Source organism: Xanthomonas sp. NCPPB 3005, from assembly GCF_041228095.2.
GTDB lineage: Bacteria > Pseudomonadota > Gammaproteobacteria > Xanthomonadales > Xanthomonadaceae > Xanthomonas_A > Xanthomonas_A bonasiae.
Genome location: NZ_CP166096.2, coordinates 3913764 through 3937007, shown reverse-complemented (window position 1 = coordinate 3937007; position 23244 = coordinate 3913764). Strand labels below are relative to the sequence as shown.

16 protein-coding genes are annotated in these 23244 nt (G+C 68.5%); 9 read left to right on the top strand and 7 right to left on the bottom strand.

The window, feature by feature from the left end:
• Nucleotides 1–56 precede the first annotated feature (56 nt).
• The 3 genes from AB8810_RS16930 to AB8810_RS16920 all read right to left on the bottom strand — a co-directional run bounded on the left by AB8810_RS16930 (nucleotide 57) and on the right by AB8810_RS16920 (nucleotide 5492).
• Entirely contained in the window at nucleotides 57–2303 is a 2247-nt protein-coding gene (locus tag AB8810_RS16930; protein WP_369914315.1) for a TonB-dependent receptor, read from the bottom strand.
• An 81-nt stretch (nucleotides 2304–2384) separates the two neighbouring features.
• On the bottom strand, nucleotides 2385–3899 hold the full coding sequence (locus tag AB8810_RS16925; protein WP_369914314.1) for a S10 family peptidase: 1515 nt from the start codon (nucleotides 3897–3899) through the stop codon (nucleotides 2385–2387).
• A gap of 3 nt (nucleotides 3900–3902) precedes the next feature.
• On the bottom strand, nucleotides 3903–5492 hold the full coding sequence (locus AB8810_RS16920; protein WP_369914313.1) for a hypothetical protein: 1590 nt from the start codon (nucleotides 5490–5492) through the stop codon (nucleotides 3903–3905).
• A 280-nt stretch (nucleotides 5493–5772) separates the two neighbouring features.
• Between AB8810_RS16920 and AB8810_RS16915 the strand changes: the two genes are divergently transcribed.
• The 9 genes from AB8810_RS16915 to AB8810_RS16875 all read left to right on the top strand — a co-directional run bounded on the left by AB8810_RS16915 (nucleotide 5773) and on the right by AB8810_RS16875 (nucleotide 15793).
• Complete coding sequence (locus tag AB8810_RS16915; protein ID WP_369914312.1) at nucleotides 5773–6576, top strand: transcriptional regulator; 804 nt, start codon at nucleotides 5773–5775, stop codon at nucleotides 6574–6576.
• A gap of 396 nt (nucleotides 6577–6972) precedes the next feature.
• Entirely contained in the window at nucleotides 6973–7914 is a 942-nt protein-coding gene (gene cyoA / locus AB8810_RS16910; protein WP_179570812.1) for a ubiquinol oxidase subunit II, read from the top strand.
• Nucleotides 7914–9914, top strand: coding sequence for a cytochrome o ubiquinol oxidase subunit I (gene cyoB, locus AB8810_RS16905; protein ID WP_179570813.1), 2001 nt, complete (start codon nucleotides 7914–7916; stop codon nucleotides 9912–9914). The genes cyoA and cyoB overlap by 1 nt, the downstream gene beginning before the upstream one ends.
• A 3-nt stretch (nucleotides 9915–9917) precedes the next feature.
• The gene (gene cyoC, locus AB8810_RS16900; protein ID WP_179570814.1) at nucleotides 9918–10541 is read left to right on the top strand and encodes a cytochrome o ubiquinol oxidase subunit III; all 624 of its coding nucleotides are present in this window, start codon (nucleotides 9918–9920) and stop codon (nucleotides 10539–10541) included.
• Nucleotides 10541–10879 carry a cytochrome o ubiquinol oxidase subunit IV gene (gene cyoD / locus AB8810_RS16895; protein ID WP_179570815.1) on the top strand — a complete coding sequence of 113 codons (339 nt, stop codon included), beginning with the start codon at nucleotides 10541–10543 and terminating at the stop codon, nucleotides 10877–10879. The genes cyoC and cyoD overlap by 1 nt, the downstream gene beginning before the upstream one ends.
• Nucleotides 10880–11069: 190 nt before the next feature.
• Nucleotides 11070–12959 carry a M61 family metallopeptidase gene (locus AB8810_RS16890; RefSeq protein ID WP_369914310.1) on the top strand — a complete coding sequence of 630 codons (1890 nt, stop codon included), beginning with the start codon at nucleotides 11070–11072 and terminating at the stop codon, nucleotides 12957–12959.
• Between the two features lie 218 nt (nucleotides 12960–13177).
• Nucleotides 13178–13849: a hypothetical protein gene (locus AB8810_RS16885; protein ID WP_369914307.1), complete on the top strand. Its 672-nt coding sequence runs from the start codon at nucleotides 13178–13180 to the stop codon at nucleotides 13847–13849.
• Nucleotides 13850–13936: 87 nt separating this feature from the next.
• Nucleotides 13937–15322, top strand: coding sequence for a DNA repair protein RadA (radA, locus tag AB8810_RS16880; protein ID WP_191824903.1), 1386 nt, complete (start codon nucleotides 13937–13939; stop codon nucleotides 15320–15322).
• A gap of 84 nt (nucleotides 15323–15406) precedes the next feature.
• A complete protein-coding gene (locus AB8810_RS16875; protein WP_179570819.1) occupies nucleotides 15407–15793 on the top strand; it encodes a DUF805 domain-containing protein in 387 nt (128 codons plus the stop codon).
• A gap of 284 nt (nucleotides 15794–16077) precedes the next feature.
• Here the strand turns inward: AB8810_RS16875 and AB8810_RS16870 are convergent, their stop codons facing one another.
• The 4 genes from AB8810_RS16870 to AB8810_RS16855 form a co-directional block, all read right to left on the bottom strand.
• Complete coding sequence (locus AB8810_RS16870) at nucleotides 16078–17382, bottom strand: jacalin-like lectin (protein WP_206229872.1); 1305 nt, start codon at nucleotides 17380–17382, stop codon at nucleotides 16078–16080.
• A gap of 112 nt (nucleotides 17383–17494) precedes the next feature.
• Nucleotides 17495–18799 carry a histidine-type phosphatase gene (locus tag AB8810_RS16865; RefSeq protein WP_369914305.1) on the bottom strand — a complete coding sequence of 435 codons (1305 nt, stop codon included), beginning with the start codon at nucleotides 18797–18799 and terminating at the stop codon, nucleotides 17495–17497.
• Between the two features lie 151 nt (nucleotides 18800–18950).
• A complete protein-coding gene (locus AB8810_RS16860) occupies nucleotides 18951–21845 on the bottom strand; it encodes a TonB-dependent receptor (RefSeq protein WP_369914304.1) in 2895 nt (964 codons plus the stop codon).
• A gap of 328 nt (nucleotides 21846–22173) precedes the next feature.
• Entirely contained in the window at nucleotides 22174–23184 is a 1011-nt protein-coding gene (locus tag AB8810_RS16855; protein ID WP_369916681.1) for a FecR family protein, read from the bottom strand.
• Nucleotides 23185–23244 lie beyond the last annotated feature (60 nt).

Below are 23244 nucleotides of genomic sequence, written 5' to 3'. Positions count from 1 at the left end.
GGGAATTCCGCAACAGGAGGAAGGGCCGGCCGCCGTGCGGCGGCCGGCGAGGCGCATCAATAGTCCCAGGCCAGGGTCAGGCCGACCGTGCGCGGCTGGATCAGCGTGGCGCCGAGCGTCGAACTGGCCAGCGAGCCGCGGCGGTTGGCGTTGATGTAGCCGACCTCGTCGGTGAGGTTGCGCACGTACAGCGTGGCGCTCCAGGCCTGGCCCTGCACGCCGGCGTTGAGGCCGACGGTGGTGTAGCTGGGCAGGTGGATGCGCGGGATGCTGGCCGAGGTGGTGAACTCCATGTCGCGATCGCCCATGTAGGCCACGTCCGCGCCGGCGAAGCCTTCCAGGTTGCCGCCCAGCGGGAAATAGCGCTTGAGCGAGGCCGAGGCGCTGTTGCGCGCCGAGTACGGCAGGCGATTGCCGTCCTTGCCGTAGGCCGAGGACCCCTCGGTGTAGCCGGGGATGTCCTGCGCCAGGGTGGCGTCGGTGTAGGCGTAGCTGGCGGTGACCTTCCAGTCGGCCGACGGCACCCAGTTGACCGACAGTTCCAGGCCCTGGCTGGTGGCCTTGCCGGCGTTGGTGGTGTAGCTGCTGCCCAGGGTCGGCTCGACCTGCGAGATCTGCAGGTCGCTCCAGTCGATGTAGAACAGCGCCGCGTCCAGGCTCAGCGAGTGGTCCAGCAACTGGGTCTTCAGGCCCAGCTCGTAGCTCCACAGGCTGTCGGAGTCGTAGGAGAACGGGACGTTGGCCACCAGGGTGCCGTTGCTGCCGCCGGCACGGTAGCCTGAGGCCACGCGCAGGTAGGTCATCAACTCGTCGTTGAAGCGGTAGCGCGGCGAGAACAGGTAGGTGGTGGCGCTGTCCTTGTTGCTGTCGAAGCTCTGGGTCGGGTCCTGCAGCAGGCCGCCGGTGTCGCTGTTCTCGCGCAGGCTGTTGCGCGCGTAGCGGGCGCCGACCTGGATGTCGAACTGCGGGGTGAAGTGGTAGGTGCCGTCGGCGTACACCGCCTTCTCGCGGTAGGTGCTGTCGCCCAGCGAGACCAGCAGCGGGAAGTCGCGGTAGATGGTGCCGCCGGACTTGTCGGCGATGTAGAAGTTCTGCGTGCTCTTGGCTTCCTCGTCGCTGTAGAACGCGCCGACCTGCCAGTCCAGCGCATGCTCGCCCTGCGAGACCAGGCGTACTTCCTGGGTGGTGCGGTCGGTGTTGTAGCGGTTGTCGATCAGCGAACTGGGGTTGTCGCTGTCCAGGCCGAAGATGCCGGCGAACACCGGCGCGAGCCGGCCGATGGTGGTGTAGCCCACGTCCTGGTAGGCCCGGCTGCGGTGCTGGGCGTAGCCGCTGATGCTGTCCAGCATCGCCCAGCCCAGATCCCAGCTGACCTTGGTGGTGTAGAAGCGCACCTGGCCCTTGAAGGTGTCGCCGCCGTTGATGCGGTCGTGGCTGTACTGGCCGTACAGCGGATGCAGGTCGGGATCGGTGTCGACCACCGAGCTGGAGCCGGTCTCGGTGTCCTGGAACAGCGCCGAGGAACGCACGGTCACCGTGTCGCTGACGTTCCACAGCGCTGAGACGCGGCCGCCGCGCACCTGGCTGTCGTTCTCGTCGTCGCTGTTGGTGTTGTGCACGAAGGCCGGGTCCTGGCGCTGGAACAGGCTGACCCGCAGCGCGAAGCGGTCGGAGAACGGCAGGTTCACCGAGGTGCGCGCGTTGTAGCCGGAACCGCCGTGCGCGGCCGTGGAGCCGCCGGCCTCGACGCGGCCGAAGGTCGCGCTGGTGTCCGGATCGGTCATCACGTACTTGATCAGGCCGCCCATGCTGCTGGCGCCGTACAGCGTGCCCTGCGGGCCGCGCAGCACTTCGATCTGCTGCAGGTCGGACGGGTCCAGGTCGGGGATGGCGCCGGTGCTGAGCGCCGACCCGTACGGCACGTCGTCGATGACGATGCCCGAGGTCGGGCGGCTGCCGAGGCCGGAGTCGGTGGCGATGCCGCGCAGCACGATGTTGCTGCTCATCGGCGACTGGATGTAGGACAGGCCGGGCAACTGCGCGAAGTAGTCGGCCAGCTTGTAGCTGCCTTCGCTGCTCATCTTCTCGGTGTTGAGCACCTGGATCGACATCGGCACGTCCTGCAGCCGCTCGCTGCGCTTCTGCGCGGTCACGGTGATGGTGTCCAGCTGCTTGGCCGCGGTGGCGCCGTCGTCCTGTTGGGCGAGCGCGATGGACGGCAGCAGCAGGAGCGCGCTGGCCGGGCAGCACAGGGCGCGCGAAATGAACTGGGAGAGACGGTTGCGGCGGGCTACGGATGACATGGGCGGGACTCGTCTGGCGGGCGGTGGGCGGGATGGGTGGAGCGCGAACCACGGGTGCTGCGGGGACTGCGGAATGTCATGTCACCAGGTGCGGCGGACCATCTGGCGGATGTCGTCGGCGAGGCCGGCGGCGGTGCGCTCGACCGTGTACATCATGTGTCCGCCCTCGTAGTAGCGGGTGCGGACCTGCTGCATCGGAAACCCCGACTGCGCGGCGAGATAATCCATTGCGCCGATCGTGGTCTGGCTGTCGTAGTAGCCGTTGCCGACCAGCAACCGGCACGTCGGATTGGCCACCAGCAGTTCGCGCAGTTGCCCGACCCAGGGGTAGTCGCCGAACGGCGATTTGTTCGCGTCCCAGTCCCAGGCGTTGAAGTCGCTGGAGGTCGGCATCGCGGTGGAGTAGTGGCCCGCCTGCGCGGGGACCTTCAGCACCTGCCGGTAGTAGCGCTCGGCGGCGGCGTTGTAGTCGGGCACGCTGCCGGAATTGCCCTGCGCATCGAGCAGGTAGCGGCCATCGCTGGACGCCAGGATCCGGCCCGGAAACAGCTGGCGCGCGTAGGCGACCTTGGACAGTTTCAGATCGGCCTTGAGCCAGGCCTCCGCCGACAGGCCGGTGAAGCCTTGCAGCGTCTGCGCCACTTCCTCGCGCTGCTGCGCGCTGGCGCGGTTGCCGAGGAACAGGGTGCTCAGATAGCGCTCGCGGCCGTAGGCGGAGGCGTCGTCGACGAACTGCGCCAGGCTGCGGCCCTTGCGCTCGACCTTGCCGTGGTACCAGCCGAGCGCGGCCAGGGTCGGCAGCGACACCGCGTAGCTGACGATGTTGTCGCGGCGCTGTGCGTATTCGAGGATGTTGGCGGCCTGGCCGAGCAGGACGATGCCGTCCACCGCGATGCCGGCGGCCTGCAGTTGCGTGGCCGCTTCCGGCGCGCGCAGCGTGCCGTAGCTTTCGCCCAGCAGGTACACCGGCGAGCCGCGCCGGCCGTGCCGGTCCAGCCATGCCGCGACCAGTTGCGCGAGCTGGCGCGCATCGGCGCGGGTGGAGAACTGGCTGGCCGGCGCCACGCCCTCGGCGACGCGGCTGTAGCCGGTGCTGGCCGGATCGAAGATGACGATGTCGGCCGCGTCCAGCGGCGAATAGCGGTTGTCCACCAGCTTGAAGCCGGCGGCGTCGGCATGCAGGTCGTCGGGCACGGCCAGCCGCTGCGGGCCGAGCAGGCCGAAATGCAGTGGCGTGCTGGCGGCGATCGGGCCGCCGTTGAAGGCGAAGAGCAGCGGTCGCGCGCTGGCGGCGGACGTGGCGACGTAGGCGGTGGAAACCAGGCGTGCCGCCGGGCGCCCGTCGGCGTCGGTAGTGGCATAGGTTTCCACCGTCGCGGCGTAGGCGATGCGCTGGCCGTTGAACACGCCGCGGTGCAGGGTGGTGACCGGCGAGGGCAACGACACCGGGCCCAGCGTGGTTGGATCGACGAAGCCCGGCTCCGCGGCGTGCGCGGTGCCGGCAGGCAAGGCCATCGCCAGGGCCAGCGCCAGCAGCGGCTGCAGCACTCGGGTCTTCGGCGGCACAGGGCCGGGGCGTGCGGTCGCGGAGCGCATGGGCTAGTCCGTGCTGGGAAGAGAGGGAGAGGCGGCGAGGAAGGCTTCGAACGCGCGGCGGCCCTGGGCACGGCTGGCGCGTTCGGAGTACCACATGTGTCCGCCCTGCAGGCACAGGTTGGTCACCCGCGCCGCGTAGCGCGGGCCGGCGGCGCGTGCGGTTTCCACCGAGCTTTCGCAGGGCCAGCCGTCGTAGCGGCCGCGCAGGCTCAGCACGCGCAGCTGCGGGTCCTGGTCCATCGCCTTGCGCAGCGGCGCGTCGGCGCCTTCGGGAAGCTTCTGCGAGAAATCCCACAGTTGCGCCATCCAGTCGTCGGGCATTCCGGACTTCGGGTCGACGTAGCGCGGCAGCGGATGGAAGGCGTTGCCGAACGGACCGCGATACAGCAGGTCGCTCTCGAAGCCGAGCTGCTGGCGCAGGTAGCGGTTGAACACGCGCGAGGTGCCGTTCATCAGGCCGGCCATCGGCAGCAGACTCGGGTCGATCCCCGGCATCCACGGCGCGTCCTTGGCGCGGCGCGGCGCGGTCATGCGCAGGTCGTAGCGGCCCAGCTCACGGCCCTGGTCGGCGAGCAGGCGGTCGGCGAAATCGGCGGTGGAGATGGTCAGCTGTTTGGCGTCGATGTCCTGCGCGCGCAGGCCGCTGAAGCGCGCCAGTGCGGCCAGGATCCGGCGCCGCGCCTCCGGCGTCTGCGCCGCCGGCGCGGCCAGGAACGGCAGGTAGTCCTGCCGCATCCACGCCTGCGCCTGCGCGACCGCCGCCGTTTCGTCGAGCGCCTGCAGCGTGGCGTCGAGGCGATGATGGTAGTGCGCCGCGGCGGTGAACTGCGGCACGTTCAATGCGTCTTCCGGGTAGGCCGCCGGCGGCGTGCCCAGGTCGAAGTTGTAGGACACCAGCACCACCCCGCGCACCGGCATGCCGCGCCGTTGCAGCGCCGCGGCGACCAGCATCGCGCGGGTCACGCCATAGCTTTCGCCGGCCAGGTACAGCGGGCGGTCCCAGGCGTCGTGGCGGGTGAGATAGACCCGGATCGCTTCGGCGATCGTTTCGGCATCGCCATGCGAGGTGTAGAGCGTCGGCAGGTCCTTGGCCTCGACCGCGCGGCTGTAGCCGGTGCCCAGCGGATCGACGAACACCAGATCGCTTGCGCCCAGCCAGCTGTCGGCGTTTTCGACCAGCGGCCGCTCGCTCTGCGCCGGCGTCCAGTCCGGCAGGCGATCGGCGGTGTCCAGGCGGCGCGGGCCGACGCCCATATGCAGCTGTGCCGAATTGGAGCCGGGGCCGCCGTTCCACAGGAAGGTGAGCGGCCGCACCGCGCCGGCACTGGCCGGGGCGCTGTAGCCGACGAAGAACACCGACGCCATCAGCCGCCCGGTCGGATCGTCGTAGATCGGCAACAGCCCGGCCTCGGCCGCGTAGCGCAACGTGCCATGGCCCTCGACGACGACGCTGCCGGCCGAACGGACCTGCATGTCGGCGTGCGCCGGGACCGCCGCCGCCGCGTTGGCGACGCCGGCCAGCCACAGCGCCGACGCAACTGCGAACGGACGCAGCCAGGCGTTGGCGCGACAGCACGATCTGACGGACGGCATGGACGTCGACATGGTCTGCTTGGTTGTCCCCTGGAGCGTGGCGCCGCGCCCGATGCGAGGGCGCGGCGGTGGTTGACCGGCCCGCGGAACCGGTGGCGCCGCGGGCTGAATGTTGCTTCAACAGTTTGTTGATATACAAAAATAATTTGTATGTCAAGAGCGCGTCACATGGTTCCTGTGCGGACCTGCGCGGTTGCGTTGCCGTCTCGACGCCCGCGGGCGTAGCCGGCAAGATGGCCGGTGCGCATTCGCCGGGCACTGCTCAGGACGGGACGATTCGATGGCAACAGCGAAACAGGGCGGGGCGCCGCACAAGGGCGCGGCACCCGCCGCCAAGCGCAAGCGCGGCAAGGCGGCGCCCGCGCCCGCGCTTGCGCAAGGGCTGGGCGCAGGCGTGCAGGTGCGCGACCTGTTCGAACTGCTCAAGCCGGTGGTGGCGCTGCTCGGCGGGGTGATCGGCGAGAACATCGAAGTGGTGCTGCACGACCTGTCCGCGCCCGGGGCCTCGGTGCTGGCGATCGCCAATGGCCATGTGTCCGGGCGCAATCTCGGCGACCCGATCCTCAGCGGCCCGCGCGAGGACGCCGGCTTCAGCGAGCTCTACCGCGACGTGGCCGGCACCGGCACGATCAGCTGGGCGATCGTCGACGAGTACCAGACCACCAATGCCGCCGGCCGCCACCTGCGCTCGGCCACGCTGCTGTTCCGCGACGGCGCCGGCCAGCCGGTGGCCGCGCTGTGCCTCAACGCCGACATGACCGTGTTCGAGATGGCCCATGGCTGGCTGGAGCAGATGCTGCACCGGAAGGCGAAGCCGCCGCGCAGCGAGGCGCCCGCCGGCGAGGTCGGGCTGGAGGCGATGATGCAGGAGATCATCGACGACGCGGTCAAGCGCTTCATGAAGCCGCCGGCGCTGATGAACAAGGAAGAGAAGATGTACGCGGTGGAGGCGATGATGCATCGCGGCCTGTTCCTGATCCGCAACAGCGTGGAACAGGTGGCCACGGCGCTGGGGGTCAGCCGCTTCACCATCTACAACTACATCGAGCAGATCAAGCAGAAGAAGGCGGCGGCGCGGCCGTAGCGCTGGAGCAGGGGCGGCCGGGGCGTGCGGCGCTCACGCCATGGCCGGTCGCTACGGTCGCTCCTCGTTGAAAGAACGTATGCCGCGCCGACGCGGGTGCCGGTCGCGCCCGATTTCATCTCAAATTGTAACGAGATCGACGTCGCCGGCTGCGCGTCGCGGACCGCATGCGGCGATCCGTCGCACGCAGGTGCGGCAATGTGTCGCACGCAAAAACACGCCTGTGCGCACGCTCGGCCTTGTCAATGGCTTTCGGAGATGCCGCACGGCAGCATAAAATGCGTGGTCGATCGCGCATGCCGGCCAGGATGCCGCAGGAAACGCGGAAACGCCCGTCCGGGCCGCTCCCCGTTCGCCGTTGCGCGGTCCGCATCCCCTACGCAATTGGATCGTTCGATGATTCCGTTGAAACAACTCCGGCGCTCGCTGCGCTCCGGTCTGTTGCTCCTGCCCGCGCTGCTGCTGGCCGGGTGCGACGCGGCCATTCTCAACCCCAAGGGGCAGATCGGCCACGACGAAAAGACGTTGCTGATCACCTCGGTGGTGCTGATGCTGCTGGTGGTGGTCCCGGTCATCGTGATGACCCTGGCCTTCGCCTGGCGCTATCGCGCGTCCAACACCAAGGCCCGCTACGAGCCGAACTGGTCGCACTCCACCGCGATCGAGGTGGTGGTGTGGTCGATCCCGTGCATGATCATCCTGGTGCTGGCGGTGCTGACCTGGCGCTCCTCGCACGAGCTGGATCCGTACAAGCCGCTGGACTCCAAGGTCAAGCCGATCGTCATCGAGGCGGTGGCGCTGGACTGGAAGTGGATGTTCATCTATCCGGAGCAGGGCATCGCCACGGTCAACGAGATCGCGTTCCCGGTGGATACGCCGCTGAACTTCAAGATCACCTCCGACACGGTGATGAACTCGTTCTTCATCCCGCACCTGGGCACGCAGATCTACGCGATGGCCGGCATGGAGACCAAGCTGCACCTGATCGCCAACGAGCCGGGCGACTACTTCGGCCTGTCGGCGAACTACAGCGGCCACGGCTTCTCGAAGATGGGCTTCACCGCGCACGCCACCGACCAGGCCGGCTTCGACGCCTGGGTGGCCAAGGTCAAGGCCGCGCCGAAGGCGCTGGACCAGGCCGAGTTCCAGATCCTGGCGGCCAACCGCAACGACAAGGCGCAGTACCCGGTGACCTACTACTCGTCGGTGCAGGACGGCATGTTCAAGTCGTTGCTCGACAAATACATGATGGGCAAGGGCCACAAGATGGAAGGCCACGACGCCCATCCGGCATCGGCTGCTGAGCCGGTCGCCATGTGCACTTCTGGAGACAAGTGATGCTAGGCAAACTCACGCTCGAGGCGGTTCCGTACCACGAGCCGATCATCATGGCGGCGCTCGGCGGCGCCGGCCTGCTCGGCCTGCTGGTGGTCGCGGCGGTCACCAAGTACAAGCTGTGGGGCTATCTCTGGAAGGAGTGGTTCACCTCGGTCGACCACAAGCGCATCGGCGTCATGTACATCCTGGTGGCGCTGGTCATGCTGCTGCGCGGCTTCGCCGACGCGGCGATGATGCGCACCCAGCAGGCGATCGCGCACGGCGGCAACGAGGGGATCTTCCCGCCGCACCACTACGACCAGATCTTCACCGCGCACGGCGTGATCATGATCTTCTTCATGGCCATGCCGTTCATGACCGGCCTGCTGAACCTGATCGTGCCGCTGCAGATCGGCGCGCGCGACGTGGCGTTCCCGTTCCTGAACTCGCTGAGCTTCTGGCTGTTCGTGGCCGGCGCGGCGCTGGTCAACATCTCGCTGGGCGTGGGCGAATTCGCCCAGACCGGCTGGCTGGCGTATCCGCCGCTGTCGGGGCTGGAATACAGTCCAGGGGTCGGCGTCGATTACTACATCTGGGCCTTGCAGATATCGGGTCTAGGCACATTGCTGACCGGCATCAACTTCTTCGTGACGATCATGCGCATGCGCACGCCGGGCATGACCCTGATGCGCATGCCGATCTTCACCTGGACCGCGCTGATCACCAACATCCTGATCATCGCCGCGTTCCCGATCCTGACCGTGGCGCTGGCGCTGCTGGGCGCCGACCGTTACCTGGGCACCCACTTCTTCACCAACGACGGTGGCGGCAACGCCATGATGTACGTCAACCTGATCTGGATCTGGGGCCACCCGGAAGTCTATATCCTGATCCTGCCGGCGTTCGGCATCTTCTCCGAGCTGATCGCCACCTTCAGCCGCAAGCGCCTGTTCGGCTACACCTCGATGGTGTATGCGACCTCGGCGATCGGCGTGCTGTCCTTCATCGTGTGGCTGCACCACTTCTTCACGATGGGCTCGGGCGCCAACGTCAACGCGTTCTTCGGCATCACCACGATGATCATCTCCATCCCCACCGGGGTGAAGATCTTCAACTGGCTGTTCACCATGTTCCGCGGCCGGGTGCGCATGACCGCGCCGGTGCTGTGGACGATCGGCTTCATCATCACCTTCACCATCGGCGGCATGACCGGGGTGATGCTGGCGATCCCGGCGGTGGACTTCGTGCTGCACAACAGCCTGTTCCTGATCGCGCACTTCCATAACGTGATCATCGGCGGCGTGGTGTTCGGCTACCTGGCCGGCCTGACCTACTGGTTCCCGAAGGCGTTCGGCTTCAAGCTCAACGAGACGCTGGGTAAGGCCTCGTTCTGGTGCTGGATCATCGGCTTCTTCATCGCCTTCATGCCGCTGTACGTGCTCGGCTTCATGGGCATGACCCGGCGCATGAACAGCTACAACCACCCGGAGTGGGCGCCGTGGCTGATGGTGGCCGCGGCAGGCGCGGCGATCATCGGCATCGGCATCTTCCTGAACCTGGTGCAGATCGGCTACAGCGTCTGGAAGCGCAAGGACAACCTGGACCTGACCGGCGACCCGTGGGACGGGCGCACGCTGGAGTGGGCCACGTCCTCGCCGCCGCCGTTCTACAACTTCGCCGTGCTGCCGCACATCGACGACCGCGACCAGTTCTGGGAAGACAAGCTCAAGGGCAAGGGCTGGACGCGTCCGGCCAAGTACGAACCGATCCACATGCCGCGCAACACCGCGGCCGGGGTCTGGATCGGCGCCTTCAGCGTGGTGCTGGGCTTCGGCTTGATCTGGCACATCTGGTGGATGGCGATCATTGGCCTGGTCGGCATGATCGGCAGCTTCATCGCGCGCACGTTCGACGACGACGTCGACTACTGGGTGCCGGCAGAGGAAGTGGAACGCATCGAGAACGCGCGTTTCGCCCTGCTGGAGCAGCAACAGGCGGCACATGCCGCAAAGGCGGTCTGAACCATGTCCTCCACGACGCTCGACAACCACGCCGTCCACGCCGACGGCCACGACGACCACGCCCACCACGACAGCGGCGGCAACACCGTGTTCGGGTTCTGGGTCTACCTGATGAGCGACTGCCTCATCTTCGCCGGCCTGTTCGCGACCTACGCGGTGCTGGCCGGCGCGACGGTGGACGGCCCCACCGCCAAGGAACTGTTCGACCTGAAGTTCGTGCTGGTGGAAACCTTCCTGCTGCTGTTCAGCAGCCTGAGCTTCGGCCTGGCGATGATCTCCGCGCACAAGCGCAGCCTGGGCGGCCTGTACGGCTGGCTGGCGGTCACCGCGGCGCTGGGCCTGGGCTTTTTGGGCATGGAAATCTACGAGTTCCACCACCTGATCCACGAAGGGGCCGGCCCCGGCCGCAGCGCGTTCCTGTCCGCGTTCTTCACCCTGGTCGGCACCCACGGCCTGCACGTGGCCTCGGGCCTGCTGTGGATGGCGGTGCTGGTGATCCAGATCGCCAAGAACGGCCTGACCCCGCGCAACACCACCCGCCTGGCGTGCCTGAGCCTGTTCTGGCACTTCCTGGACGTGATCTGGATCGGCGTGTTCACCATCGTCTACCTGCTGGGAGCGCTGTAATGGCCAACCACCATCCTTCCGACGCACACGCCGAGCAGTCGCACGGCAGCGGCCTGAAGTCCTACCTGATCGGCTTCGTGATGGCGGTGGTGCTCACCGTGATCCCGTTCGGCATGGTCATGAGCGGCGCGTTCCCCAAGGGCGTGACCGTCATCGTCATCGCGGTGCTGGCCGCGGTGCAGATGCTGGTGCACCTGATCTACTTCCTGCACATGGACCGCTCCGCCGAGCAGCGCTCCAACGTGCACGTGGGCCTGTTCTCGCTGCTGATCATCGGCATCGTGGTGGTCGGCTCGCTGTGGGTCATGCACAACCTCAACGTCAACATGATGCATTGAGGCCGGGCACCGCCGCGCGCGCGAAGGCCGCCTCCGGGCGGCCTTTTGCGTTGTGGGGCTCGGGTCGGCGCGAATGTCGGCCGGTGTCGCCGGCGATGACGCCGAAGCATGACCAATGGCATAGAGCGCCACGGCGCGGGCGGCATAGGATCAACGGTTGCTCGTCCGTTGCATCCCCACTGGAGACCCCATGACCAAGTCCACCGCCTGGATGGCGCCGCTGCTGCTGGCCGCCACTGCCGCGTTCCAGGCCTCGGCGCAGACCGCGCCGCCGCAGGACGTGCCGTTCGCCGGCACGCTGAAGATCGACGTCGATGCCACCGACCTGGCGCATCGCATCTTCCGCGTGCGCACCACGATGCCGGCCGCGCCGGGTCCGATGACCCTGCTGTATCCGCAGTGGATCCCCGGCAACCATTCGCCGACCGGGCCGATCGACAAGCTGGCCGGGCTGGTGATCAAGGCCAACGGCCAGGTGTTGCCGTGGAAGCGCGACCAGTTCGACGTGTACGCGTTCAAGGTCGAGGTACCGCAGGGCGCCAGCGAGATCGTCGCCGAGTTCCAGTTCCTGTCCTCGCAGGGCGACGGCCAGGGCCGGGTGATGATGACCCCGGAACTGCTCAACCTGCAGTGGAACACCACCGCGCTGTACCCGGCCGGCTACTACGCGCGCAACATCAAGGCCCAGGCCAGCGTGACCCTGCCGCCGGGCTGGAGCTACGCCACCGCGCTGGAGACCGCCACGCGGGTCGGCGACACGGTGACGTTCAAGCCGATCGACTTCGACGACCTGGTGGATTCGCCGATGTTCGCCGGCAAGTACTACAAGCGCATCGCGCTGGATGCCGGCGGCAAGGCGCCGGTGTACCTGAACGTGTTCGCCGACGAGGCCAAGTCGCTGGAGGCCAGGCCCGAGCAGATCAAGGCGCACGCGGCGCTGGTGCAGCAGATGGACAAGCTGTACGGCGCGCGCCATTTCGACCACTACGAATTCCTGCTGGCCCTGACCGAGAAGCTCGGCGGCATCGGCCTGGAGCATCACCGTTCCAGCGAGAACAGCGGCCCGCTCAACTACTTCACCGAGTGGGACAAGAGCTGGGACCGGCGCGACCTGCTTGCGCACGAGTTCAACCATTCCTGGAACGGCAAGTACCGCCGCGGCGCCGACCTGGCCACGCCGAACTTCAACGTGCCGATGGGCGACAGCCTGCTGTGGCTGTACGAAGGCCAGACCCAGTTCTGGGGCGAAGTGCTGTCCGCGCGTTCCGGCCTGTGGACGCAGAGCCAGGCACGCGACATGCTCGCCGACGTCGCCGCCACCTACCAGCGCGGCCGCCCTGGCCTGGCCTGGCGCGCGCTGCAGGACACCACCAACGATCCGACCATGTCGATGCGCCGGCCGCGCGCCTATCGCAGCTACCAGATGAGCGAGGACTACTATTCCGGCGGGCAGATGCTGTGGCTGGAGACCGACGCCAAGCTGCGCGAGCTCAGCGGCAACAAGCGCTCGATCGACGACTTCGCCAAGGCCTTCTTCGGCATGCACGACGGCGCCTGGGACGTGAATCCGTACACCTTCGAGGACATCGTCGCCACGCTGGACGGCGTGGCCAAGTACGACTGGGCGACGTTCCTGCGCAGCCGCGTCGATGGCCACGGCTCGCTGGTCGGCGGCATCGAGGCCAGCGGCTGGAAGCTGGTCTATACCGACCAGCCGAACGAGGCGATCAAGACCTACGAAGCGACCAAGAAGGGCGTCGGCCTGACCTATTCGCTGGGCCTGAGCCTGGACGAGAAGGGCAGCGTGCAGGACGTGCTGTGGGACGGTCCGGCGTTCGATGCCGGCATCATCGCCGGCAACAGCGTGGTCGCGGTCAACGGCCGCGAGTTCAGCGCCGACACGATCAAGGAGGCGATCACCGCGGCCAAGGGCGGCACCGCGCCGATCGAGCTGCTGGTCAAGCGCGGCAACCGCTACGACACGCTGCGCATCGCCTACCACGGCGGCCTGCAGTATCCGCACCTGGAACGCATCGCCGGCAAGCCGGACCGGTTGAGCGAGCTGTACAAGGCGCGCTGAGCGCTGCGTGCATTCCACGACGCCGACGTTGCAAGATGTGGGGAGCGAGCTCATATGAAAGCGCGCAGCGGCAAAGGGCGGTCTCGAATCACGATGAGCGCCCCAGTCGATGATTTCGGTTGATCGCTGAACGCCAGGGTCCAGGTCATGCCGGCACCACAGGTGCAGTCGATTGCCCGGATGTATGCATTGTGCAAAAGGTCGCTTAGGAGAAGCCCGTGACAACGATGCTCGTCAATTCCAGCCGCAAGGCCATCGCCGGCTCCGTCAAATGCAGCGTAAGGAGCTTTCTCGGTAGGAGACAGAGCATCCATTCTTCTGGATGGGCGCTGAGCCTGGTTGTTCTGCTAACAGCCTCGGCGGCGTCAGCCGCGCCAGGCGATGCGCACGCCTTGCAGGTTATGTTGCAGGCGTCGTCACCTGGCTCTGCCGTGACCTGCACCAGCGACACGCACGGTAACCCTGCCTGCACCATTGACGGCATGGCGGTCGACGCCGGCGATGACTGCACCTCGAACCTGTCGTTCGGCGCGGTTGCAGCGGAAAATGGCGTCACACTCAAGGACAGTTTCAAACCAGCCGCAGGCACGCCCGTCGCACATGTCGGAGTAAACCAGCTGCTCTGCCTGCGGGCGGCCCAACGCAAGGAAGGGGTTTTGGTTCGTGCCCTGGTCATGGCGATTCCAACCCGTACCGTGAAGCTCTGTCAGGGCAACGCGATGTGCAAGGGCGCCGACTCGCCGACCGAATGGAAACGCCCGACAACCGGCATCGCCTGCACACTCAAGCCGGATGGTCACTACGCTGGCGACTGCGCCACCGGTTGGGTCGATGGCAAGGAGATCGAGGAATACTCGATGGGTCTTAAGCCCGAGGACACTGGTGCCTGAGGCACCCACGTCGCGACGACCTTCTGTCGCGCAACCTGAGACCGCCAGCGCCTATGCTGGTGCCTCCTGGCAGCGGACAAGAACGAGATGGCAAAAGCGAAAACGGCCTATGTATGCGGCGACTGCGGCGCCGAATACACCAAGTGGCAGGGCCAGTGCACCGAGTGCGGAGCGTGGAATTCGCTGAGCGAGATCGTGCTGGAAAGCGCGGCGACGGCGAAGGCGCCGGCCGCGGCGCGGCGCAGCGGCTGGGCCGGCAAGACCGAGGCGCCGAAGATCACCGCGCTCAAGGACGTGGAGCATCGCGACCAGGCGCGCGTGTCCACCGGCATCGGCGAGTTCGACCGGGTGCTCGGCGGCGGCCTGGTCGAAGGCGCGGTGGTGCTGATCGGCGGCGACCCGGGCATCGGCAAGTCGACGCTGCTGCTGCAGGCGCTGGCCAAGATGGCCGGCACGCTGCCGGTGTTGTACGTGACCGGCGAGGAATCGCTGGCCCAGGTCGCCGGCCGCGCGGTGCGCCTGGATCTGCCGCTGGACGGCCTCAACGCGCTGGCCGAGACCGGCATCGAACAGATCCTGCAGCACGCCAGCGCGGCGCGGCCCAGGCTGATCGTGGCCGACTCGGTGCAGACCCTGTGGACCGAGTCGCTGACCGCCGCGCCCGGCTCGGTCAGCCAGGTGCGCGAGAGCGCGGCGCGGCTGGTGCGCTACGCCAAGGAGACCGGCACGGCGGTGTTCCTGGTCGGCCATGTGACCAAGGAAGGCGGCATCGCCGGGCCGCGCGTGCTCGAGCACATGGTCGATGCGGTGCTGTATTTCGAGGGCGAGAGCGGCAGCCGCTTCCGCCTGCTGCGCGCGTTCAAGAACCGCTTCGGCGCGGTCAACGAGCTGGGCGTGTTCGCGATGGGCGAGAAGGGCCTGAAGGAAGTCTCCAACCCGTCGGCGATCTTCCTGTCCGGCAGCAGCGCCAACCAGCCCGGCAGCTGCGTGATGGTGACGCGCGAAGGCACGCGGCCGCTGATGGTGGAAGTGCAGGCGCTGGTCGATGCCTCGCCGCTGTCCAATCCGCGGCGGGTGGCGGTGGGCCTGGAGCAGAACCGCCTGGCGATGCTGCTGGCGGTGCTGCATCGGCACGGCGGCATCCTGGTCGGCGACCAGGATGTGTTCGTCAACGTGGTCGGCGGCATCCGCGTCCAGGAGACCGCGGCCGACCTGCCGGTGCTGCTGGCGGTATTGTCCTCGCTGCGCGACAAGCCGTTGGCGGAGAAGACCATCGCCTTCGGCGAGGTCGGCCTGTCCGGCGAGATCCGCCCGGTGCCCAACGGCGAGGACCGGCTGCGCGAAGCGGCCACGCACGGCTTCAAGCGCGCCATCGTGCCCAAGGCCAATGCGCCCAAGACCGGCGTGGTCAAGGGCATGGAGGTGATCGCGGTGGAGCGTCTGGCACAGGCGCTGGAGGCGGCGAGCGAGTAGCTGCAAGCGTTTCCCTGCGGCGGGGTTTATGCCACCATGCCGCCCGCTGCAGTGACGCAGCGGTTCGAAAAAAAGGGAAACACAATGGAATGGATGTTGATGCCGCTCAAGCGCTACGCGGATTTTTCCGGGCGTTCGCGGCGCAAGGAGTACTGGATGTTCACGCTGTTGAACATCGTCGTGATCACCGTGCTGATGGTGTTGATGGGAATCGGCGGCGGCGTCGGCGGCCAGAACGGCACCGGCGCGCTGTCGCTGGTGGCGGTCGTGCTGCTGGGCCTGTATTCGCTCGCGGTGCTGGTGCCGTCGATCGCGGTGCAGGTGCGCCGTTTCCACGACCAGGGCAAGTCCGGCTGGTACGTGCTGCTGGGCCTGATCCCCTGGCTGGGCGGCGTGGTGATCCTCGTCTTCATGTGCATGGAAGGGATCAGGGGCGCCAACGCCTACGGTCCGGATCCGAAGCAGGCCTGATCTGCGGTTCGATCCCGCAGCGGCCGGGTCTCGCGATCCGGCCGCTGCCGAAGCATTGGCGCGCATGCGCCGCCTGCGGTGATGCCGGCATCGACGCTGGAAAACCGCGGTACCCCGATCCGGGGCGCAGCGCTGTGGCGCTGCACGCGCAGCGACGCATCGGCGTTCGCCGGCATGCCGGCCGCAGGTGCAGCGCAGAGACAATCCGCATAACCGAAACGGCGCTCGCTGTTGCGAGCGCCGTTCTCGTTGGTGCGCGAACGCGAGCGACCCGCCGCGACGCGTCAGTTCTTCCGGTACACCACGCCGAGCTTGTCGATCGCGTCGCCTGCGCGGCCGGTGAAGCCGGCGATGTGCCAGCCGCTGGGCGCGGTCAGCGTATAGGTCTCGCTGGTCGGCTTGCCCGCCTGCACGCTGCGGCCGGTGCTGGTGCGCAGGCTCAGCGAGAACACGCGGGTCGTGTCGTTGTACTTGCCGACGCTGACGGTGGCCGAGGTCAGCGTCTCGTTGGCGCCCAGCGACAGGGTGGTCGCCTGTCCGCCGGTGCCGCCGTGCGCGAGCAGCTTGCCGGTGTCCAGGATCGCGCCGACGTTGTCCAGGCGCTCGCCGCCACGCAGGGTGACCCCGCTGAGCGGACGCCCGCTGGCGCTGTCGGCCAGATCGTTGAACGGGATGCCGTGCGGGCCGCCGACCTGGTCGCTGGTGCGCACGTCGGTGCCCACCGCCCAGCCGAACTGCGCGTACAGCGGGTAGTGGTCGGACAGCGGCTTGCCGGCGCTGTCGTAGAACGTGCCGGGGTCGAGCTGGTAGCGGTTGGCGACCAGGGTCAGCTGCGGCGCATCGCGGTACAGGATCTTGTCGACCACTTCGCAGGCATTGGTCGGCGGCGTGCCGCACAGCAGCGGCTCGGCGCCGGCGGCCGGCGCGCTGCCCTTGACCAGTTCCACCCACGGATCGGTCAGCCCGTTGGCCGCGATCAGCGTGCGGATGTTGTCGTCGGCGCGGGTATAGCGGGTATTGGAATCCATCATCACCAGCACCGCGTTGCCGGCCGACCAGGTCTGGATGAACTGCGAGAGCTGGCCGATGTTGGCGCGGCGCGCGGACAGGTCGCCGGCTTCGGTGCCGGCGTTGGGATGGGCGTTGTACACGTCCAGCAGCACGCCGTCGGCCAGGCGCACGCGCATGTAGCTGAAGCCCTTCGGGGTCAGGCAGTCGGTGCCGTTGCACTGGTTCCACTTGACCCGGGTGAAGTCGCTGAAGGGATAGTTGCTCAGCGTGTTGAGGCCGTCGCCGATGGCGGCGCCGCCGCTGGTGGCGGTGCGGTAGGGATGCGCGTCGCCGGCGTACAGGGTGGCGTGGTAGTTGAAGTCCTCCTGCACGTGGACCAGGCCGTACGGCGCCAGTTTCGGTGCCAGCTGCGCGGTGTTGGCTGAAGGGTTGCTGCTGGAAATGCCTTCGGGCAGACCGGCCACGTTGTAGCTGAGGACGTCGAGCACGCCGGTGTCCGATTGCGCGTGCGCCGCGCCGGCACAGGCCAGGCTCACTCCGATGCCGAAGCTCACGAGGGTGCGTAGATGCTGGATCATGAATCGCCTCTTGCGGTGGTGGGGAACAGCGGCTGGCACGATGGCCAGGGAAGCGGCGCGGGATGCGCCGATGCGGCAGCCATGGCGCCGGCCGGCGGCCGGAGGCATGGCGTCATTCGCTCATGAAGTGCGGGTCGATCGCGGTGCCGATCAGCGCCGCCAGCGTCGGCAGCGCACAGTCGTAGTCCGGGGTGGCGCTGCTGCAGCCGGGAATGAACACCGGCGCGGATGGCGGCGGCGCCTGCAGCGTCAGCGCGCGCTGTTCGCGCAGCTGGGCCAGGCTCTGCGCGGTGTAGCGCAGGCGGATCACGCGTTGCCCATCGGCGCGGCGCCAGCGCTCGAACACCAGCGCGCCGCCGGGCACGGTCTGGTCCGGCTGGTAGCCGGGCAACTGCCAGTGCAGATCGAGCATGCCGGCCAGCAGGGTCAGCGTGCCGTCGTGTCCGGAGACGACAACCAGCCGCGCAGCGCCGCCGATCGGCGCGGCATGCGCGGGGCTGTCGCTGCCTTGCTGCAGCGTGGCCAGCACGCGCGCGGCCAACGGCGAACTGGCCATGCGCGCCACCGTGGGCGCGCGCAGGCGCAGCGCGAACTCGGCCTGGTGCGGGGCGAACGCGCGCAGCAGGCTGGCTTCGTCCAGGCCTTGCCAACCCAGTGCGGCGAAGTCCTGGCCGTCGGCCCAGCCCATCAGCAGGCTTTCGCTGATGCCGGAGGCCGCCGCCGCCGGGCCTTCGACGCCGGGAATGCCGTCTTCGCTGTCGCCCATCCGCGCGGCCACCGCGTCCAGGCGCTGCTTGCCGGCGTCCGCGTCGGCCGGGCACGGCCGCTGCGCGCACTGCAACAGCAGCTGCTGCAGCGTGTCTATCGCATCGCGCTGCGCCGCGTTCCAGGCGGCGGCGTCGCCGCCGATGCGGCCGGCGATGGCTGCGCGCATCAGCGCGGCGGCGGCGGGTACGCGCAAGGCCGGCGCGCCGTCGAACAGCGGATCGGACGCGCCGTCGGCGACGCCGTGCACCTCGTTCGCGCAACCCGGCGTCAGCGTGCTCGCCAACGCCTGCGCCGAAGCGATGGTGCGCTGGGTGCGATTGGCCCAGTAGTAGGTGCTGGCGCAGGCGTCGCCGGCGAACAGGCCCTGCGGCGCATAGCGCGCGCGGTAGTAGGCGCCGAACAGCGCTTCCAGGCGCGCGCCGTTCTCGGTCAGGTGCCCGGCCGGGACGCCGAAGTGCGGCCATGGGCGCGCCGAGTAGCGGCCCAGCTGCTCCGGACTGGACATCGCCGAACGCACGCCGTGGCGCTTGAGGATCAGGACTTTTTCCAGGGTGTCCTGCGGTGCCGCGACGGCGGCGTGCGCGGCGGCGAACGGCAGCAGGGCGAGCGCGAGCAGCGCGGCGACGGCTAGGCGAGGGATCGATGGCATCGCATGTTTCCGGAAGAGGCGGTACGGCAAGGCGCGCCATGCCGCTGGCCGAGGCACCGGCCGGGAAGACGGGTCGGCGGACAGCGCCGCAGCGGGCGCGGCCGCCCTCGCGCGCGGCGCCGCACGACGGCGGCGACCGCGCGGGCTCGGCTCAGAATCGTGCGCGCAGGCCGACCGACCAGGTGCGGCCGTAGTCGGTGTAGCCGCCGAACAGGTGGTCGCCGACGTACTGGCGCTGCACTTCGCCGGTGAGGTTGATCGCGTTGACGAACACCGACAGGCTGTCGTTGACATTGTAGGCCACGTTCGCGTCCAGGCTGCCGAACTGGTCGCTGTTGAGCGTGGCGACGTTGGCGGTGCCGACCGCGTTGAGGATGTCGTCGCTCCAGCCGTAGCTGACCCGCGCCATCAGCGGTCCCTTCTCGTAGAACAGCACCGCGTTGTAGGTGTTCCTGGCCACGCCTTCCAGGCTGTCGGTGAAGGTGCGGGTGCCGTCGCGGTAGCTGGCCTCGCTGTCGGTCCAGGTGTAGTTGAGCTGCATGCCCAGTCCGTCCAGCGGCGCCGGCAGGCCGGCGAACACCTGCTGGTAGGCCACTTCGGCGCCCTTGACCTTGGCCTCGCTGCCGTTGGTCTTGGACGACAGCAGATAGGTCTGGCCCTGGTAGACCAGGTTCGACATCTGGGTCTGGATGAAGCTGGAGATGTCCTTGTAGAACACGCCGCCGGTCAGCGCCGAGGTGCCGTCGATGTACCACTCGAAGGTCAGGTCGTACTGCCACGCCTCGAACGGCTTGAGCCCGGGATTGCCGCCGCTGGCGGTGAGGATCTCGCCGCTGGAGTTGAAGGTGAGCTTGGACGACAGGTCGGTGAGGTCGGGGCGCGTAATGACCTTGGCCGCAGAGCCGCGCAGCACCATGTCCTCGCGCACGTCCCAGGCGGCGTTGAACGAGGGCAGCACGTTGTTGTAGCTGCGCTCGAAATGCACTGGCTGCGCGGTGCCGTTGACGTCTGCGTGGCCGTCGGTGGTCTGTTCGGTGCGCACCAGGCGCACGCCGAGATTGCCGCGCAGGGCGCGGCCGGCCAGGTCGCTGCCGAAATCGGCCATGGCGTAGGCCGAGCCGATCTTTTCCTTCACTTCATAGGAGTTCTGCAGGTCGGCGCTGTTGGGCGTGTTGGCCAGGTCCGCGGCGGTCGGCCAGTTGCCCCAGAAGGTGGATTCGATCGGCGCCAGCCATTGCCGCGGCAGGTTGCCGTTGGCGTCGGCGAGCATGTCGTCCACCGGCAGCGCGGTGAAGTTGCCGGCCGGGAAACGCACGCCGGCGATGCTGTTGAGCAGCAGATCGGCGCGGTCGTAGCTGCGCGAGCGCTGGCGGTATTTTGCGCCGGCCTTGAGGTCGCGGAAGAAGTCGCCGTCGAGCGCGCGCTTGGCGTCGAACTGCAGCGCGTCCTCCTTGTCGCGCGCGTCGATCTCGCGCCATTCCAGGCGCCGTCCGGCCACGGTGGACGGGTTGTTCGGATCGAAGCCGTTGGTGAAGCTCCAGTCGGGCACGTTGTCGCCGTCGGCCTGCGGCATCTCCACGCGCATCGACAGATTGGTGCCGCTGCGCAGGCGGGTGCGCCGGATCGGGTCCGAATCGTAGCTGTGCGCCTGCGAGTGGAACGCTACCGCGCCCAGCGTCCAGCGATCGCCGCTCCAGGTGCTGGACAGGCGCGCGCTGCGGTTGTCGTCGGTGATGCCGGAGGTCTCGCGCGAGATCTGCACCTGGCCGTTGCGGTAGTCGAAACCGGTGATGCCGCCGTGCTCGACGCGAATGTTGCTCATCTTCGCCAGGCTGTCGAAGCCCACGCCCATGCTGTACTCGTCGTAGTGCACGGTCTGCTTGGCGTAGAGCAGGTCCAGGTTGGTCTCCCATGCCGCGCTCGGTTTCCACTGCAGCGAGGCGGCCACGCCGGTGCGCTCGCGCTGCTCCAGTTCCAGCGTCGGACGCAGGCCGGTCGGCGCGTAATAGGCGCCGGGCGCGCCCGGCACGCCGTTGGGGTAGTAGTCCCAGCTCACTTCGTTGACCCGGTCCTGGCGCAGGCTGCGCTGCGCGTAGGCGCCGGAGATCAGCATGCCGAAGCTGCCGTCGGCGTTGACCCAGTTGAACAGGCCGGACACGCGCGGATCGTTGGCGTGGGTGCGCTGCGCCTGGCTCGATTCCAGCGATAGGTTGGTCAGGGTCTTGCCCAGTTCCAGCGGACGGAACGTGCGCACGTTGACGATGCCGCCGATCGCACCTTCGTCCAGGTCGGCGGTGGGACTCTTGATCACCTCCAGGCCGGACACCAGTTCGGCCGGCAGGGTGTCGTAGCGGAACTGGCGGCCGGTCTGGCCGGAAGTGCGCACGTTCTCGTTGACCGCCATGGTCTGGCCGTTGAGCGTGGTGACCTGGAAGTTCGGGCCCAGGCCGCGCACGCGCACGTACACGCCTTCGCCGCGGTCGCGCACGATCGACACGCCGGGCACGCGCTGCAGCGCTTCGGCCACGTTCTGCGCCGGCAGCTTGCCGATGTCCTCGGCGGCGATCACGTCGACCACGCTGTCGGCGTAGCGCTTCTCGCGCAGCGCGGCGCTGAGGCTGCCGGCGTAGCTGCCCAGCACCTGGATGCGGTCCAGTTCCTTCACCGGCGCGTCCGCCGTGGGCGCGGCGGCCGGCATTGCGGCGGATGCCGCTGGCGGTGCCGCCTGCGCCGCGTCGGCCTCTGCGCCTGCGGCTTCGATCGTCACCGTGGTCGGGTTGAGATAGCGGTAGCGCAGGCCGGTGCCGTCGAGCAATTGCCGCAGGGCCTGTTCCGGCGTGGCGCCGGCGCTGGTGCCGCGGGTCTGCGGATTGCCGGCCACGCCCGCGGCATAGACGAACTGCAGTCCGCTCTGCCGCGACAGGGTGTTGAGCGCGCGCGCCAACGGCTGTGCGGGAATCGCATCGACCGCGACGGACGTGGTCTGGGCGCCGGCGGTACCGGCATGCAGGGCGAGGGCGATGGAAAGGAACAGGGTGCGGCGCATCGTCGTTGTCCAGTGGGAGCGGAAGGTGGGGCGCAGCGCTGCCGCAAGGGCGGAATGCTGCGTTGTGCCTGGACTACGAGGATCGACAGCGACGATCGGGCACCGCTTTTCGATGAATTTTCTGTGACACGTGCGTGGGGGCGAGGGCGATCGGTCGTTTTCTCCGCTGGTCGCGCGCGCGCGAACGAACCTCGCACCACGACCGGGTGCGCGCTGGGCGGTGGTGGGTGGCGCGTCTGCACGCGTAGTGCCGCGGCGCTCGCGGTTGCGTAGCGATCTGGCCAGGCGCGCAGACGACGGTCGCCGCGTTCGGCGACTGACGCCGCAGTCAGCGTGCGACCGGTCGCGGCGCGGCGTGGCTGCCGACGCGGATCGCATCGGCGCTGACGGTGACGCGCAACGTCGGTTGGTCGGCGAGGAACGCGCGCAACGAGGCGATGTCATCGCCGCGCAGGTTGCCGGTCAGGCGCATCGCGCCGGCGGCGGTGTCGTCGATCAGCAGGCGGGTGCGGTTGAGCCGGTTGAAATCCTCGGCGACGTTGGCCAGCGGTTCGTCGCGGAACACGATGCGGCGTTGCCACCAGGCATGCATCGCGGCGACGTCCTCGCTGGCCAGTTCGACCCGGCCGCTGCCAGCGTCGATGCGCGCGCTCTGCCCGGCGCCGAGATCGGCCAGCATCGGCTGCCGCGGGCGATCGGCGCGCCATACGTGCACGCGGCCCTCGGCCACGTCGATGCGTGCCTGCTGCCGGTACAGGGCGATATCGAAGGTGGTGCCGATGTCCTCGACCCGCAGCGTGCCGGCCAGCACCTGCAGCGGGCGCCGATCCGGCGCGACCACGAAGCTGGCCTGGCCATGCAGCAGCTGCAGGCGCCGGCTCCACGGAGTCATCGTCGCGCGCAGCGCGCTTTGCGCGTTGAGGTGCACGGTGCTGCGATCGGCCAGCTGCACGCTGCGCTGTTCGCCGTGCGCGGTGCTGTAGGTCGTGGTGCGCGGCCAGGCCCAGGCGGCCAGCACCGCCACGCCGCACAGCGCCGCGGCCAGGCCCGTGCCCCAGCCGCGCAGGCGCGCACGCCGGCCTGCGGCGCGGGGCATCTGCGCGGCGGGGCGCGGCGGCCGTTGCGGCAGCGGCAGCGCGATCACGTTGCGCGGCGGCGCGTCGGTGTCGGCGCGACGGTCGGCGTCGAGCAGCGCGTCCACGTCCAGGTCCATGCCGCGCATGGCCTCGCCCAGTTCGCCGGCCACCCGCAGCACCGCCATGTATTCGCGCAGGTGCAGCGGCGATGCGGTCAGCCAGTCCATGAGCTGCGCCTGCTGGCTCGCGTCCAGCGCCTGCATGCGTTGCAGGGCATGCCAGTGCGCGGCCTCGGCAGTGGCGCTGCGCGGCGGGAAGGCGGC

What these genes read in the sequence shown, in the direction of transcription:
- AB8810_RS16930 (WP_369914315.1), bottom strand. Translation starts at nt 2,303, where the DNA reads ATGTCATCCGTAGCCCGCCGCAACCGTCTCTCCCAGTTCATTTCGCGC.
- AB8810_RS16925 (WP_369914314.1), bottom strand. Translation starts at nt 3,899, where the DNA reads ATGCGCTCCGCGACCGCACGCCCCGGCCCTGTGCCGCCGAAGACCCGA.
- AB8810_RS16920 (WP_369914313.1), bottom strand. Translation starts at nt 5,492, where the DNA reads ATGCCGTCCGTCAGATCGTGCTGTCGCGCCAACGCCTGGCTGCGTCCG.
- AB8810_RS16915 (WP_369914312.1), top strand. Translation starts at nt 5,773, where the DNA reads ATGGCAACAGCGAAACAGGGCGGGGCGCCGCACAAGGGCGCGGCACCC.
- cyoA (WP_179570812.1), top strand. Translation starts at nt 6,973, where the DNA reads ATGATTCCGTTGAAACAACTCCGGCGCTCGCTGCGCTCCGGTCTGTTG.
- cyoB (WP_179570813.1), top strand. Translation starts at nt 7,914, where the DNA reads ATGCTAGGCAAACTCACGCTCGAGGCGGTTCCGTACCACGAGCCGATC.
- cyoC (WP_179570814.1), top strand. Translation starts at nt 9,918, where the DNA reads ATGTCCTCCACGACGCTCGACAACCACGCCGTCCACGCCGACGGCCAC.
- cyoD (WP_179570815.1), top strand. Translation starts at nt 10,541, where the DNA reads ATGGCCAACCACCATCCTTCCGACGCACACGCCGAGCAGTCGCACGGC.
- AB8810_RS16890 (WP_369914310.1), top strand. Translation starts at nt 11,070, where the DNA reads ATGACCAAGTCCACCGCCTGGATGGCGCCGCTGCTGCTGGCCGCCACT.
- radA (WP_191824903.1), top strand. Translation starts at nt 13,937, where the DNA reads ATGGCAAAAGCGAAAACGGCCTATGTATGCGGCGACTGCGGCGCCGAA.
- AB8810_RS16875 (WP_179570819.1), top strand. Translation starts at nt 15,407, where the DNA reads ATGGAATGGATGTTGATGCCGCTCAAGCGCTACGCGGATTTTTCCGGG.
- AB8810_RS16870 (WP_206229872.1), bottom strand. Translation starts at nt 17,382, where the DNA reads ATGATCCAGCATCTACGCACCCTCGTGAGCTTCGGCATCGGAGTGAGC.
- AB8810_RS16865 (WP_369914305.1), bottom strand. Translation starts at nt 18,799, where the DNA reads ATGCCATCGATCCCTCGCCTAGCCGTCGCCGCGCTGCTCGCGCTCGCC.
- AB8810_RS16860 (WP_369914304.1), bottom strand. Translation starts at nt 21,845, where the DNA reads ATGCGCCGCACCCTGTTCCTTTCCATCGCCCTCGCCCTGCATGCCGGT.
- AB8810_RS16855 (WP_369916681.1), bottom strand. Translation starts at nt 23,184, where the DNA reads ATGCAGGCGCTGGACGCGAGCCAGCAGGCGCAGCTCATGGACTGGCTG.